Source organism: Erwinia sp. BNK-24-b (assembly GCF_047456155.1).
GTDB lineage: Bacteria > Pseudomonadota > Gammaproteobacteria > Enterobacterales > Enterobacteriaceae > Erwinia > Erwinia phyllosphaerae.
The window spans coordinates 458037-472550 of the sequence record NZ_CP179901.1 but is presented as its reverse complement, the minus strand read 5'-3'; the positions used below and the strand labels follow the sequence as shown (position 1 = coordinate 472550).

Genomic DNA, 14514 nt, shown 5'->3' with positions numbered 1-14514 from the left:
GACACGCAAAAAGAATATAACTACATGTATTAAAATGCAAAAAAATAACAATAATGTATTTTTGACCTCAAAACTGACCCCGTTGGGAATACCTAAAAAGTCTCCTCTATTCTATAAATTTTGTTTATATGATGAACTGATTGGTGATAAGATTTATCCTAGAAGAAAAAACTTGTCATAAATTCTGAAACTATCATTTCATTCCTCAGGACGTTATATATTATGTATGAAAGACTTTTAGCAATAAAAGAAGAAAACCACTCAACAAACCCAGACATTGGGCTTGTCATTCCAATAGCGCATTACAATGAAGATGGCAGTCTAAGCGATATAGATAGCTCTGACTTTCCTAACGGAGCTATTTTTGTATCTAAAGGATTTTTAAACATAGACCAGCTATTCAAAAATGACGAGATTTTTATATTAAATGAATATTTTGATAGAGGAGAGGAGGATTGGAAAAATAACTCACGGCTACAAAAGCATTATACTCTGGGTAGTAAGGCGGATAAAATCGATAGGCACCTTTTTATACCTGTGCTTAATATATCACTTCCAGATAAAGCATCGGGATTCATCGATTATCCTTATGAAATACCAAATAACTTATTTTTTATAGAAAATGGTGATTTTGTATACGGTCCTTTTAAAGCAACAAAACAAAATGACAGTTGGCTATTAACTCCGCTTACAACCCCATCTCCTTTACAATTAAATACTGATTTTGTAGCAAAAATTGAAAAAAACAAACTTATTGAAAATAACCTCCTCGAAAATATACGAATAAAAGGAACTGTAAAAAGTTTCATTCGTAACCTAAAAGATATTTCCGCAATTCATTTTCAGCAAATAGATTATATCTCTGATGTAAAGCTAATAAATTACTTTACTCGAAATAATTTTGGTAAAGGAAAAAACAACCTTCTTGGTAAAACGGAGGCACAAAGACTTTCTCAGGGAATCGAGGACTATGCCAAGAAAAATAAAGCCATGAGCAATAATGAACGCTTTGATAGATTACGTAATCTCTTATCTGAATTCTTGGATAAAAGTGATTATGGATCAGAAATTATTAACGAATTTCTAGCAGAAACCAGAGACGGTAGAATTTATCTGGATACTTATTTTGCGAATAATAGAGATCAATTATTAAAGGAAAAAAATGAAGAGTTAGAAAAAAGCTTTCAATCTAAAAAAGAAGTACTAGAAAATGATCTAAAAGAAATTGAGAAACATATTTTAGCTAAAAAAGAAGAACTTACCAATAGTATAAAAGAAATTGAAATAGAAAAAATAAAAGCACAATTAAGAATTGAAGATATAAAGAAACAATCTGATGAAGATGCACACACTGAACTTTTAAAAAAACAAAAAGAACTAACTGAGCAAAACAGTAAAATAGAAAAATCCATCATCGAAAATAAGAAAATAGTTGATGGGTTCAATTTAGCTCATGAGCAAATAAATGAATTTAACACTTTAGATAAAGAAATAGAGTATTTAAAAAGAAGAAAACAGGAAATTGAAACTGATAACAGACTAATTGAAAATGCTCTTAAAACACAAGAGGCAATGTTAGAATCATCTCAATTGCCAGATAAATTAGCAGAAATCAGTGCGTTGACATCAATTTTACGAGGGGAGAAGAGGAAAAGCGTAAGAAAAGAACCAGCCACATTTAAAATAAACTGTTCTGAGATTGAGCTTGATAAAGAAAATAGAGCCGATTATATCAACTATCTGACCCAAGTCTTTTCATCAGATGGAGGCAGGAATTTCACGCCGGACGAAATCGCCAACTTGGTAATTTGCATGTCACAGTCATTTATGACAATATTATCAGGCCCCCCAGGAACAGGTAAAACTTCAACCGTTATTCGCATGGCTAAGCATATGCAACTAACTGATGATGACATTAAATCTCATAATACAAACTTTTTAAACATCGCAGTAGGAAGAGCTTGGGTTTCCGGACGCGATATTTTAGGTTTCTATAACTCACTTAAAGACACATATCAGCCTTCAAGAACAGGTTTATATGATTTTTTGAGAAACGAAAAAAACAATGATTTTTTAAAAATGGTTCTGCTTGACGAAGCAAATTTATCAAGCATGGAGCATTACTGGTCAGACTTTTTAGGGATGTGCGATCCAGAAGGCGTAAACAGACTGATTGATACTGGTATTCCAGAACAGTCTGAGAGATATTTTAGCATTCCAAGTAATTTAAGATTTTTATCGACAATTAATAACGATTCTACAACTGAAAAACTATCTCCACGCTTGATAGATCGTGTCCCTGTCATAACCATGGCCCATAATAACAATTACAAAACCATTCCTACGCAATCATTGGATTTCGCAGGCGCATTACCATTTGAAAGTATGGACAACGCCTTCAACATTAGCTCTTCTGAGGCAAGCTTTAATCAAGAGGAAGAAACAGCACTAGAAAGCATTATTAACATTCTTTCTCGACCTTTGAATAGAACAAGCTCAGTTAATATAAGCCAGCGAAAAGTAAATGCTATAAGGCGTTATTGTCATACAGCCAATGAAATTGGAATGATGAGAGCAGCCCCCCTTGATTACGCTATCAATCAGCATATACTTCCCCTTATTGAGGGGTATGGTAGCTCATTCAAAGAACGCCTTACGGATCTTGAGCAGCAGTTATCTGAATACGGTTTTACTCTGTCGAAATCCACCCTAACAAATATCATTAATCATGGTGATATTTATGGTGACTCTTATTCTTATTTTTGAGGACCCTATGAAAGTAAAATTAACTTTACTCAATGGAACGCGCCGAGGTCAATTTATTGAACTATCGGAACGTGATAACACCGTAAATATTTACCCTTATATTTTAGAAGATGAGGCCGTGTCGATCGAGTTTGAGACTTCAAATGAATATGAAAAAGTAAGCTTATGTTTACATGAAAATGAAATGCAGTTTAACATTGTAGATTTTGATGACAATTCAAAAAAATGGATTTATAAACTCTTACCTAAAAAGATGCAAAATAATATTTATGAAAGCTTCTTTTTTAATTATTTTGGCATTGCAGAATTGTATATAGCAGTAGAAAATGAAAATTTTTCCAAAAACATCCCATTACAAAGATTAGATATACTTGCAAAAAAAATAAATGCTGAGCGAGTTGACGACATGCTATCTTTTTTATCTAAAAATGATAGTGATGCGCTCTGTGCTTTTTTTAGGGTTACCCGCCGCATGGCGGGATTCAAAGAAGGGGATACCCCCGTTGACATATATTTAGAATGGATAGAAAAAACAACTAACTTCCTCACGGATTCAATTGATAAAATAATTTCTAAACCTATAACAAAGTTGACCTCTCATTATAAATTTATTTCACCTAATGACAGTACTAACATTGACGACCAAACCTTATCTTGGCTTTGTGAAAATATTGAGGAGCTATATGAAGTTGACGATAACTATAGTGCTATTTTAAGTTATCAAGATAAATTTTATAGTAGTAAAAAAGTCAGAGAAACAGCCTTACATAATGATAGTGATGTATATGAAAACCAAATAATACATGGATTCATCGTAACTTTAAAATTAGCCACATCAAGCTTATTAGCTGGTTTTGATGCTCCAAAATTGATCACAGAAAACTCCAAGCCCCATGATGGATATGTCAGTTTTTACAACCAGTTAAAAAAGTTCCAAAAGAAAATAAACCAAAACAAAATAAAAAAGTGCAAAGAAGTACTAATTAAGCTTAGTGCAATAAAAATAAAAATAGATCATAAAATACCAGTTAAGCGAAAGACATCTGGCATTCCTTCATTAACCGCAAAAGTTAAAAACAACAAGGATTATTTGAGCATATTTCAAACAATAATAAAATGGCATAGATTTGGCCAACCTGACTGGAGCGTACAGGAAGAACTATTGTCAATTAAAAGCATCCCTAAACTATTTGAATATTATGTATTATTTTATATAAAAGGTGTGATAGAGAAAAAATGCAATATTGAGCTTATCTTAAATCATGAAGAAGAATCATTTTTCTTTCATGGGAGTTTGAAAAATTCTGACATTAGCATATATTACGAACCAAAATATTGGATGCCCCTAAACAAAAAGGCTGATTCATTAGGGTTGATAAACTCTGAAGCTTGGACTATCAACAACAATACAATAAAACCTCGAAAGCATCCATTCGCAAACTCAAATAGATCTCCAGACTATGTGATTAACGCCAAGAAAAATGGTGTTGATTATTTTTATGTACTTGATGCAAAATATACCACGAGCAATCGTGCATTTACTTATTATCTTCCTGAGTTAACCCTTAAATACTTGCATGGATTACACTTAGCCAATGAACCCAAAAATAATATAATTGGTTTAACAATCATCAACCCTGCAAACCTTCCGTTGACGCGACATTATCATAGTGAAAATTATAATATTTTCTCTAACAAACCTGTAGAGCCGGTGATTAATGTAGCATCAATACAGCCGGGTCAAGAATATCAAGGAAATTATGAATTCGAGAGAATAGTTGCAACTATAACTGAACTGTTAGCAAAAAAATTGAGTGCCGATGATTATTTAATGACAGCATCAAAAATAGCTTAATGTTATGCGCGCTTAAAGCTCTGCGCCTTATGTTAATACACATAGCGCGCAATGCTACCCCCGCCTCGCCTGCCCGCTTTATGCATCGTTTTTGATGCAGCTGCATGAACCGGGCAAATCCCCGCGGGGCGTGGGCTGACGGGGTGCCTGATACGCTGCATTCAGCATGCAAAATCATGCACCTTATGCATGCATCGCTCTTTACAAACCGGGCTGGCCAGAAAAAGGGCGTTGAAAGGACGAAAAGCGGAGACAGAAAAGCCGCTGGTTACAGCGGCCATTGTGGTCAGTGGAGAGTGCGGAAGGACGAGCCATAGCGCCCGATTGTCTGGCGTTCTTTGACCGGCTCCGGTGTGACTGCGGGAACCGGTTCGGGCTGCGGCGGCGCGGTGATGACCTTAGTGATGCTCTCGCTGGTTTTGAACGTGCAGGAGCAGTCAAGGTTGGTGCACTGGTGATAGCGCTCCTTCACCTGCTCCGACATATAGCGGCTTGATTTGGCGTGCGCCGGGCTTTTGCAGTACGGGCAGTGCATCATTTCTTTTTACCTTCCCTTATCCACGGACGGTGCACGTGGATGGCATCCCACGCCCTGTTGCGCTTAATCGGGTTTGCATACAGCACCATATCCACGCCGGTGAGCGCCGGACGCCACAGGCCGATATTCTCCAGCACCGGCGCTTCGGTCAGCGCCTTCTCTGGCAAAGCGGCCGCCGCGCGGGTCAGCGCGTTACCAATCAGCTCTGCCACGACCTGCATATCGCTGCGCTCGTCGTCGTCGCGTGGATTGACCTTCTCACGCTGGAGCCGCAGGCGGATGGCCCACAACAGCGAAGGGCTGACGTTGCGCAGCGCCGACTGCCAGGTCGCGTCGGCAAACTCGTTGAAGGCCAGCCTGTGCGCACAGACGTATTCCTTTCCCGTACCACAGGCGTTAAGCATGTAGACCTGCTTGTCCAGCTCCAGCTCGGCAATCAGCCCGGTAAACTCCTCCGCCAGCTCCCGGCTGGCAATGCGCTGGCTGTGCTCCGCCTTCAGTTCGTCGGTCAGGTTGCCGCGCAGGTTGCGAAAGCGCGTACGCCAGCTGGTTTCGGCTTCCTTTCCCGCCTCGATAGCCGCCTCACGCTGCTTCTCGCAGCGGCTAATGTCGGCGCAGGTATTATTGTACTGTTTCATCTTCTCAAGATGCGCACTGCGGGCCTGCTCAAAGTCTTTCAGGGCGGTGCTCTTTTCCGGGGTGCTCATTGCGTTGTCTCTTCATCTGTAAAGGATGCCGCTATTCTGCTGTTCACCACCGGACAAATCATTTCATTGCTGCCTGCCTGTCGCTGAGCAAACACGGCTGCATTCTGACCGCAAACCCCTGTTGAGCTTTTAGTTTTATACAAAACTGTTCACTACTCTTCACCCTTGAAAAAAAGATAATAAATACAGCAAGTAAAGGGGTGAACACTTGCGAATGAACTGTTCACCGGGTGTTCACCACTGTTCACCCGCTTTTAGAGCAGCCTTTTTCTGGCGAGCATTTTTTCAGAGTTTTTAGCTATTAATGAATCTGAATTTCCGGTCAATTTTTTATAAATGGCATTCTCTGGCATTCTTTGGCATACGGTGGCAAACAGTGTGCAACAGAACGCGGTTTTGCTCATTTACCACCGGACGGCGTCTTGTTTACACGGGCAAAAATATTCTCACAATAGGGGGTTACCAGCACAACACGACCGGAACCGGCCAGCGCCGCCCGGATACAAAATGATGTAACACCATGCTTTCCACCGCTTCACCATTCGCCCCGGCTACGCCGACCGTTAACGACCTTCAGTACCCCCGCGACCGCTTTATGCGCCTGCCGGAAGTTATCAGCACCTGCGGCCTGTCCCGCTCCACCATTTACGACTTAATCTGCCGCGAGCGGTTTCCATCACAGATTTCGCTGGGCGGTAAGAACGTCGCGTGGCTGGCGTCAGAGATTGACGACTGGATGCAGGCCCGCATCGCGCAGCGTGCCGGAGGTGCGGCATGATTAAGCTTAATTTCGGCACCCGAACTTATCCGCTGAGCCAGGAAGAGGCCGTGTACGTGGCCGAAAGCCTGCTTTCCGCCGTCGGTGGCAAAAAATCCACGCTGCCCGCATTCAACAGCGGCCGCCACGGCCATATTTCCGTACTCACCGAAAAGCCGAAGCCTGCAAAGGGGAATAAAGGTGAGCAGAGCAAGAACTTCCGATCAAATCCGCCGCAATCCGATCACGTCCTGACCGATTGCTGAGGAAAAAGGCTCGATGCGTAAAAAAAGGCTTTTTTCTGGCGAGCCGCCGGTGTACTGTTTTCCCGCTGCCGCAAAATCGGCAGCCGGGCGTGGAAACCCGAGCTACTCAATGGTGACATCAGACGCGCCATGCGTCTTTTTTTGTGTCAATGCCTTCGTGCACCTGTTACTTGCACACCGGTTTATATGCCGTTGTGTATCTCGAGTAATGGTGGCCCGGGCGGGGCAGCCTTCGGGCTGGCCGGTATCCATTGAGGCCGGTTTTCCACCCCCGTTCGGGCCACCGCCAGAGTGTGGAAACTCCGGTGGTGGCGTTAACCGCTACTCATTGGAGTCTGCCACTATGGCCGCAACCCTCATTTCTGCACGCATGCAGTTCACCTTTTTATTTGCCGCCGTGCGCCGTGCCGATACCGCCGCCCGTCCCTTCATGCTGCGTACCATCGCCGAAACCGAATCAGCCGCCCGCCGACTGCTGGCCCGCGATTACGTGCTCTCTTTTGCCGGTCGCCTGCCGCTCTGCGAGGTGGCCGCATGAATACCCTGTCCGCCCGGCTCAACAACCACGACAGCTATCCGATTCCCCACGCCGATTTCCTGCGCCTTCAGCATGCCCACAGCGTGGGCGTGACCGTGCTCGACATGCTGGACGTGATTGAATGTTCCGGCAACCGTAAGAACGGCCCCGACGGTAACGCGCTGGCGTCCGTGGTGGCGCTGCTTACCGACCAGCTGGGAAAAGTCGTCAGCACCTGCGAATCCGTCATGCTTAACGATATGGAGGTCTCCCGTGACAACTAATAACTTTAATAATCAGTCCTGCCTGCCCGTTGAGGTGCGCACCGCCGTTTACCGCCGCGCCGTGGCCCAGGGCTACCTGACCGCCTGCGAGCGCTACGGCCTCGACGTCTCCGCCTCGCTGGACGAGGTGCAGATGACCATCGCGCTGGAGCTGGAAGGCTATTACGTGCGCAAGTACGGCCCGGAGAACGGCATGGACATGGCCTGCACCATGCTCAGCGAAATGGTACAGCCCGACGTGCTGGTCGCCGCGCCGCGACTGACGCGCATGGGCGAAACCATGATGGACGAACTGCTGTGCGGTCACCTGGCCGCCTCAAAAGCCACGCTGCATTAAGGAGGCCGCATGAAACATATCGTCACCGACACCGTGCGCGCCGCCGCCGGTCACTGGCCTCAGCTGCTGCCCGCGCTGGGCATCAGCATCAACGCCGCCGGACAGCACTCGCCGTGCCCGGTCTGCGGCGGCAAAGACCGCTTCCGCTTTGACAATCAGGCCGGGCGCGGCACGTGGGTCTGCAACCAGTGCGGCGCGGGCGACGGGCTGGCGCTGGTTGAAAAGGCGCTGGACGTGAATACTAAGGAGGCCGCCTGCCGGGTGGCTGACCTGATTGGCACCATGCCGGTTAAGCCGGTTGCCTCTCAGGAGAAAACCGACGAAGAGAAGGCGCGGGCGCGCCTTAAGGCGGCAAAGGAAGCCGCCCGACTTGTTGCCGGTGCGAAAGCGCAGGCCGGGAATGCCTACCTGAGCGGCAAGGGGCTGGCTGACGTCAGCACCCCGACGCTGACCACGACCAAACGTATCAGCGACACCACCTATCAGCCCGGCGACCTGATTGTGCCGCTGACGGATTTTTCCGGCGCTACGGTCAATGCCCAGCTGATTAACGCGGACGGCACCAAGCGCACGCTGGCGGGCGGTCAGGTGAAAGAGGCGTTTCACCGCCTGGGCGAACCCGGCGGCACGCTCTGGCTGGCCGAAGGGTACGCCACCGGCCTGACCGTGCACCGCCTTACCGGCCAGGCGGTTTATGTCGCCTTAAGCGCCAACAATCTGCCCGCGCTGGCAGAGCGCCTGCACGCGGAATACCCGGAGGCGCTGATACTGATTGCCGCCGATAATGACGAGAACGGCACCGGCCAGCTGCGCGCCGAAGCGGCCGCAAAGCGCTGCAACGGCAAACCGGCATTACCACCCGTCACCGGCGACTGGAACGACGTCTTCCAGACCGAGGGCGAAATGACTACCCAGGCCATGCTGACAGCGTTCACGCAGCCGAAAGCGCTCAGCCCGTTTGAGTCGGTCAGCGAGGCCGACCTGAAGGCCATGAGCGCCAGCCAGAAGGCCGAACTGCTGGCCGCGCACTACCTCAACACGCTGGCCGTGCCGGTCGTGGGCGAAGACCTGTGCCGCTACGAGGGCGGCGCGTGGCAGGTGCTGCCGTACCGCGTGCTCAGCCGGGAAATCGCCGCGCTGTTCCAGAAGGTGCGTGCGCCTTTCTCGGCAACCGGTATCGGCGGCATCGTGGACACCCTCAAGCTGATGGTGCCGCAGATGGGCGCACCCGCCCGCCGGCTGATTGGCTTTCGCAACGGCGTGTTTGACACCGCGACCGGCACCTTTGGCCCGCATAAAAAAGAGAACTGGCTCAGAACCATCAACAGCGTGGACTACACCACGCCGAAAGCGGGCGAGAATCTGGTAGACGATGCCCCTAATTTCTGGCAGTGGCTGACGCGGGCGGCCGGACGCAATGAGGCGAAGCAGGAGCGTATCCTCGCGGCGTTATTTATGGTGCTGGCAAACCGCTATGACTGGCAGCTGTTCCTTGAGGTCACCGGCCCCGGCGGCAGCGGTAAAAGCGTGATGGCCTCGATTGCCCGCCTGCTGGCAGGCGAGGACAACACCACGGCCGCGACAATCGACACGCTGGAATCCTCACGGGAGCGCGCCTCAGTAGTTGGCTACTCGCTGATTATCCTGCCGGACCAGGAAAAGTGGAGCGGCGACGGCGCGGGCATCAAGGCGATTACCGGCGGCGACGCCGTGGCGATTGACCCGAAGTACCGCGACGCCTACTCCACGCATATCCCGGCGGTAATACTGGCGGTAAACAATAACCCGATGCGCTTCAGCGACCGCAGCGGCGGCGTGTCCCGTCGCCGGGTAATCCTGCCGTTCCCGGACGTGATACCGGCAAACGAGCGCGACCCGCAGCTGCTGGAAAAGATTGCCGGTGAACTGGCGGTTATTGTGCGCCACCTGATGCAGCGCTTCACCCGCCCTGACGATGCTCGCGAACTGTTGCAGGCGCAGCAGTCGTCAGAAGAAGCGCTGGAAATCAAGCGCAGCGCCGACCCGCTGGTCGACTTCTGCGGCTACCTGACGCCGCTGAGCACGCCGACCGGACTGTTTATCGGTAACGCGAATATTCGCCCCATGAACCCGCGCCGCTATCTTTATCATGCCTACCTGTCGTTTATGGAAGCGAGGGGCCATCAGCATCCCATGAGCCTGACGGCGTTCGGCCAGGCGGTGCCGCAGACGCTGAAGGAGTACGAAATAGAACTGCTGAAGCGCAAGACAAAGAACGGTATCCAGACCAGCCTGGAGCTGAGCGAAGACTGTGAGGCCGACTGGCTGCCGCGCTGCGATGCATAACTAATCCGATAAGCACTAAACCGGCTCCGGCCGGTTTTTTTATGCGTGAAGGTAACAGTGTTCACCCCAGGTGAACACTGGTGAAGACTGCTGCTTGAAGTGATCACCATTTAAATACTTGAACATAAACAATAAAAATTAAAGATGAACAGGGTGAACACTTTTTCGTAAAATCTTTTTTTCTTACGTACAGGTGCTGTGTTTGAGAGAGAGCGTAGTAACCGCATGCGCATTTTTGATAACAACAGCATTTGGTACAGCCACTACGCAATCAATTTCTGACATTATTTCATCGAACCAATACGCCTTATTTACGGATCAGTTGCGAAGCTGTGAAAGGCGATGAAGTTTGAAAGCAATCGGAATTAGCAGGAAAAGAAAAATCAGCAGACCCAGCGCGAGCGCAGCCTGAGCAGGAAGCTCAAAAACAGACGCGGCTATCATGCTGCCACCAAAACAAACGATAAGCAGGATACCAATAATTAACAGGGGTGGCAGGCGGAAAAACTTATACATAGGTTTCATTATTCTGATGCCTCATTCCAATAATCATCTATTTTTTAACTAAAAAGTAACAAATTTTTATAGCAAAAACAGTCTGGAATCAAGGCGAAAGCGCACCAATTTTTTACTTATTACTGGCTCTGCATAGCCGACGTTGCTTCTGCCATCATGCCGTTAGAAATACTAAAAACAGACGAACGTTGCCGAAAAGTTGAGTTCTCGTTGAGATAGCTTAACCTTGCCAGCCAATGTTTTTCAGACCCGTTTGAGACGCCCGGGCACTAAAAGTAATAGATAATGGTGTGCACCTCGGGTGAAGAGTTGTGAAGACTATCCGTGTAAGTCATCACCACTTAATGCATTGAATATTAATAATAAAAATAACAGGTGAACAGGGTGAACACTTTTCCGTAAAATCTTTTTTTTCTGGCTTAACGTCTGCCGAACTCATACGGAGTAAGGTGATATTCATTATTGCTGTCTAAATAATCAGCCCACCACTGCACCATAAGCCGTCGCTCTTCAAGGTGCTCTGCCTTATGAATATAAGCAGCGCGTACCCCATTACGTTCCTGATGGCTCATTTGCCTCTCAACAGCGTCACGTGACCACAGGCCAGATTCAACTAATGCACTACATGCCATTGCTCGGAATCCATGACCGCATACTTCTGTTTTCGTATCGTATCCCATCCTGCGAAGAGCATGATTAATGGTGTTCTCGCTCATTGGTTTTGTGGGATGGTGATCGCCAGGAAATACTAAATCTCTATTTCCGCTCAGCTCCCGAATTTCTTCCAGAATGGCTAAAGCCTGTCTTGATAGTGGAACCAGATGGACAGTTCGCATTTTCGAACCACGATGGGAGTGTTTGACTCCTTCAATCGCTTCACGCTCGGCAGGAATAGTCCACAGCTCTTTTTTAAGGTCGATTTCGCTCCATCGTGCAAACCGCAATTCACTGGAACGGATAAATACGTACAGGCTGAGCCTGAGAGCTAAACGGGTAAGCAGGCGGCCTTTATGTATTTCGATACGCTGAAGAAAATCAGGCAAACGCTCTAAAGGCAGAGCTGGTCTGTGAGTAGCTTTTCTCGTTATGATTGCCCCGGCAAGATCTTGGGCGGGATTACGGTCAGTAATACCAATCTGAACTGCATAACGCATAATACCCGTGATCCTTTGTTGCAAGCGGGAGGCCACATCCAGGCGGCCGCTTAGCTCTACCTTTTTCAAAGGCAACAGCAGGTCGCGGGTTGTTAAATCAGCAATATTTCTCTTTCCAATAGCTGGGAAGATATTACGCTCAAGATCACGCCACACGCGCTCAGCATGACCGACGGACCAACGTTTATTGTTCGCATGCCACTCATAAGCCACCTTTTCAAAAGTGTTAAGTGCTGCCTCTTCCTGTTGTTTTACTTCTTCTTTTTTCGCATTGGGGCTAACACCTTCCGCAATCAGAAGGCGTATCTCATCACGTTTCTCACGCGCTTTTGCCAGGGAAAGAAGAGGATAAGCACCTAACGCCGTTCTGCTCTCTTTCCCTTCAAAACGATACTTGAGATACCAGCGTTTAGAACCGGTTGGCTTGATAAGAAGATACAATCCGTGGCCATCAGTGAGTTTGTACTCTTTTTCACGAGGCTTTGCGGTACGGGCCGCGACATCAGTTAAAGGCATAATTTGGGGGTCAAAAGTTTATCGAAGCGAAGTGACCCCCATTCTGACCCCCAAACTTGCCGGATGTCAATGGATGACCTCGGACGTATACGGACGCAATAAAAACTTTTACCGTTGATTTTAAAGGTTTTTTGGACTTCCTCGGACGAGGATGGACAGGATACTGGTGCCGAAGGCCGGAATCGAACCGGCACGCCTTGCGGCGGTTGATTTTGAATCAACTGCGTCTACCGATTTCGCCACTTCGGCACTGAAGGGTATGCGGAAAACGTTGTGGATTATACCTTTACCCTCTGTTTCCGCAACCCCTATCCGCAGGCAAATGCGCAACCGCTGAAAAAAACGCCATCCCATCTTTCATGCAGCCTCATTTCCAGGCTTAGCTGCCATAGGCTACCAACACTGAATCATGCTGCTTATCTTTACTCCAGCAAATGGAAATCTCGCATACTGACAGCCCCCTGTGTTATCCGACTCTCTCTCCCGCGCCCAGGACTACTCTTAAATCCCCTCTACCTGAACCAGCCCACCGCTATATTGGGAACTCCATGTAAATCCCGTAGTCCGACTGTGGAGATCGGTGCGAGACGGGGTTGGATCGCGCCGGACAATTCAAATAGGGTATAAAAATGAAAGCAGCAACTAAGATAGCTTTGGCCTTGACGGTTTCTTCATCCTTGTTTGCCGGTGTGGCTTCTGCTGCCAGCTGGCAGGATCAGCTTAGCAGCGCAGCGAATTCGCTAAGCCAGAACAACTCTGGCACTACCGCGAACAGCGGACAGAACGGCACAACTTCATTAGGCGCGCTGAGCGGCCTGCTGAACGGCGGCAACCAGCAGCTCAGTTCCAACAGCATGACCAATGCCGCAGGCGTGCTGCAATACTGTGTGCAGAATAACGTGGTGAACAATAACGTTAGCTCGGTTAAAGATCAGCTGATGAGCAAACTGGGCCTGACCGATACCACCAAGGCGCAGGAAACCACCGACTATAAGCAGGGCCTGATGGGATTACTGAATACCGGCAGCGACCAGCAGGTGAACCTGAAAAGCCTGGGCAATACGGAGCTGGGCAAAAAGGTGAAAACCAAGGCCTGCGACCTGGTCTTAAAACAGAGCAAACAGTTTATCTCTTAAGAAGCTGGCGAGGCTGTCCCCTCGCCTGCCTTCCCTGGCCACGGATGGCTACGACCCGCTCGCGTACCCTGCACCTGTCACCACAACTCATAGAAACCTGGCTATTTCCCTCATTTCTCGGTAATCCGCTTCCTGCCCTTATTTCACAATCAGCTTAATTCCCAGCACCGCCATTACGCTGCCGCCAATACGATCAAATACGGCCTTATAACGCAGATAAGTTTTACGCGGGCCGCTGGAAGACAGCGCGTAGGCCACAAAGGCGTACCACAAACCATCCACAACCAGCGCAGCAGTCGGCAATGCTACATACATCGCTGGCGTGATATGGCTCGGCAGCAGTGCAGCGAAGATCCCGGTAAAAACTACCGCCGTTTTCGGATTGCTGATTTGCGTGAGAAAAGCACTCATCAATGCACGACGAAAGCTTTTACCCGCGCTGGCGTTCTTGTCCACGGCCAGCGGCTTATGGGCATGGCGAAACATTTTAAACGCCATCCACAGCAAGTAGAGGCCGCCTACGGTTTTTAACGTCAGCCATAGCCAGGGCACCGCCGCCAGTAGCGTATGCAAACCCAGCAAGGCAACCAGTGAGATAATAACTGCTCCCATGCCCATTCCCAATGCTGCGCCCATACCCGCGCGTCGTGAAGATGCCACCGCCGTGCGCGCCACCAGAATAAAACTGGGGCCGGGGCTCATCGCGCCCAGCGCCAGCGCGCCGGATATCGTAGCTACTGCAATCAGGTTCGCGTCCATTTTTTCCTCGCTACAAAAATAAATAAACTACAGCAACCGCTCTTTTCTGCCATCCTGATGGCGTTGTTTTTTTATAAGGTT

At 48.1% G+C, this 14514-nt stretch carries 13 protein-coding genes and 1 tRNA gene; 9 read left to right on the top strand and 5 right to left on the bottom strand.

Going from position 1 to position 14514, the window contains the following annotated elements; genetic code table 11:
- The first annotated feature begins 222 nt into the window (after window positions 1-222).
- Both ACMGGR_RS02245 and ACMGGR_RS02240 read left to right on the top strand, forming a co-directional pair.
- Entirely contained in the window at window positions 223-2766 is a 2544-nt protein-coding gene (locus tag ACMGGR_RS02245; protein WP_414148056.1) for a hypothetical protein, read from the top strand.
- Window positions 2741-4621: a DUF2357 domain-containing protein gene (locus ACMGGR_RS02240; protein ID WP_414148055.1), complete on the top strand. Its 1881-nt coding sequence runs from the start codon at window positions 2741-2743 to the stop codon at window positions 4619-4621. The genes ACMGGR_RS02245 and ACMGGR_RS02240 overlap by 26 nt, the downstream gene beginning before the upstream one ends.
- A gap of 286 nt (window positions 4622-4907) precedes the next feature.
- Here the strand turns inward: ACMGGR_RS02240 and ACMGGR_RS02235 are convergent, their stop codons facing one another.
- Together ACMGGR_RS02235 and ACMGGR_RS02230 are read right to left on the bottom strand one after the other, a co-directional pair.
- Complete coding sequence (locus ACMGGR_RS02235) at window positions 4908-5159, bottom strand: ogr/Delta-like zinc finger family protein (protein WP_414148054.1); 252 nt, start codon at window positions 5157-5159, stop codon at window positions 4908-4910.
- On the bottom strand, window positions 5156-5866 hold the full coding sequence (locus ACMGGR_RS02230; protein ID WP_414148053.1) for a hypothetical protein: 711 nt from the start codon (window positions 5864-5866) through the stop codon (window positions 5156-5158). Before ACMGGR_RS02230 ends, ACMGGR_RS02235 begins: the two co-directional genes overlap by 4 nt.
- A 520-nt stretch (window positions 5867-6386) precedes the next feature.
- Here ACMGGR_RS02230 and ACMGGR_RS02225 point away from each other — a divergent pair.
- From ACMGGR_RS02225 to ACMGGR_RS02200, 6 genes are read left to right on the top strand one after another with little or no spacing between them, the layout of a single operon-like run.
- A complete protein-coding gene (locus tag ACMGGR_RS02225; RefSeq protein ID WP_414148052.1) occupies window positions 6387-6644 on the top strand; it encodes a helix-turn-helix transcriptional regulator in 258 nt (85 codons plus the stop codon).
- On the top strand, window positions 6641-6889 hold the full coding sequence (locus ACMGGR_RS02220; protein WP_414148051.1) for a hypothetical protein: 249 nt from the start codon (window positions 6641-6643) through the stop codon (window positions 6887-6889). Before ACMGGR_RS02225 ends, ACMGGR_RS02220 begins: the two co-directional genes overlap by 4 nt.
- Window positions 6890-6902: 13 nt before the next feature.
- On the top strand, window positions 6903-7427 hold the full coding sequence (locus ACMGGR_RS02215) for a host cell division inhibitor Icd-like protein (RefSeq protein WP_414148050.1): 525 nt from the start codon (window positions 6903-6905) through the stop codon (window positions 7425-7427).
- Window positions 7424-7690, top strand: a complete 267-nt coding sequence (locus tag ACMGGR_RS02210) for a hypothetical protein (RefSeq protein ID WP_249891987.1) — start codon at window positions 7424-7426, stop codon at window positions 7688-7690. Before ACMGGR_RS02215 ends, ACMGGR_RS02210 begins: the two co-directional genes overlap by 4 nt.
- Window positions 7680-8027, top strand: coding sequence for a DUF5375 family protein (locus tag ACMGGR_RS02205; protein ID WP_414148049.1), 348 nt, complete (start codon window positions 7680-7682; stop codon window positions 8025-8027). Before ACMGGR_RS02210 ends, ACMGGR_RS02205 begins: the two co-directional genes overlap by 11 nt.
- Before the next feature lie 9 nt (window positions 8028-8036).
- On the top strand, window positions 8037-10352 hold the full coding sequence (locus ACMGGR_RS02200; RefSeq protein WP_414148048.1) for a primase-helicase zinc-binding domain-containing protein: 2316 nt from the start codon (window positions 8037-8039) through the stop codon (window positions 10350-10352).
- 935 nt (window positions 10353-11287) lie between these two features.
- Here the strand turns inward: ACMGGR_RS02200 and ACMGGR_RS02195 are convergent.
- A complete protein-coding gene (locus tag ACMGGR_RS02195) occupies window positions 11288-12538 on the bottom strand; it encodes a tyrosine-type recombinase/integrase (RefSeq protein WP_414148047.1) in 1251 nt (416 codons plus the stop codon).
- A 164-nt stretch (window positions 12539-12702) separates the two neighbouring features.
- A tRNA-Leu gene (locus tag ACMGGR_RS02190) sits at window positions 12703-12787 on the bottom strand.
- A gap of 380 nt (window positions 12788-13167) precedes the next feature.
- Here ACMGGR_RS02190 and ACMGGR_RS02185 point away from each other — a divergent pair.
- The gene (locus tag ACMGGR_RS02185; protein WP_246759882.1) at window positions 13168-13674 is read left to right on the top strand and encodes a DUF2501 domain-containing protein; all 507 of its coding nucleotides are present in this window, start codon (window positions 13168-13170) and stop codon (window positions 13672-13674) included.
- Window positions 13675-13812: 138 nt separating this feature from the next.
- On the opposite strand, the gene ACMGGR_RS02180 is transcribed toward ACMGGR_RS02185, so the two are convergent.
- Window positions 13813-14433, bottom strand: coding sequence for a LysE family translocator (locus tag ACMGGR_RS02180; protein ID WP_414148046.1), 621 nt, complete (start codon window positions 14431-14433; stop codon window positions 13813-13815).
- Window positions 14434-14514: the final 81 nt, after the last annotated feature.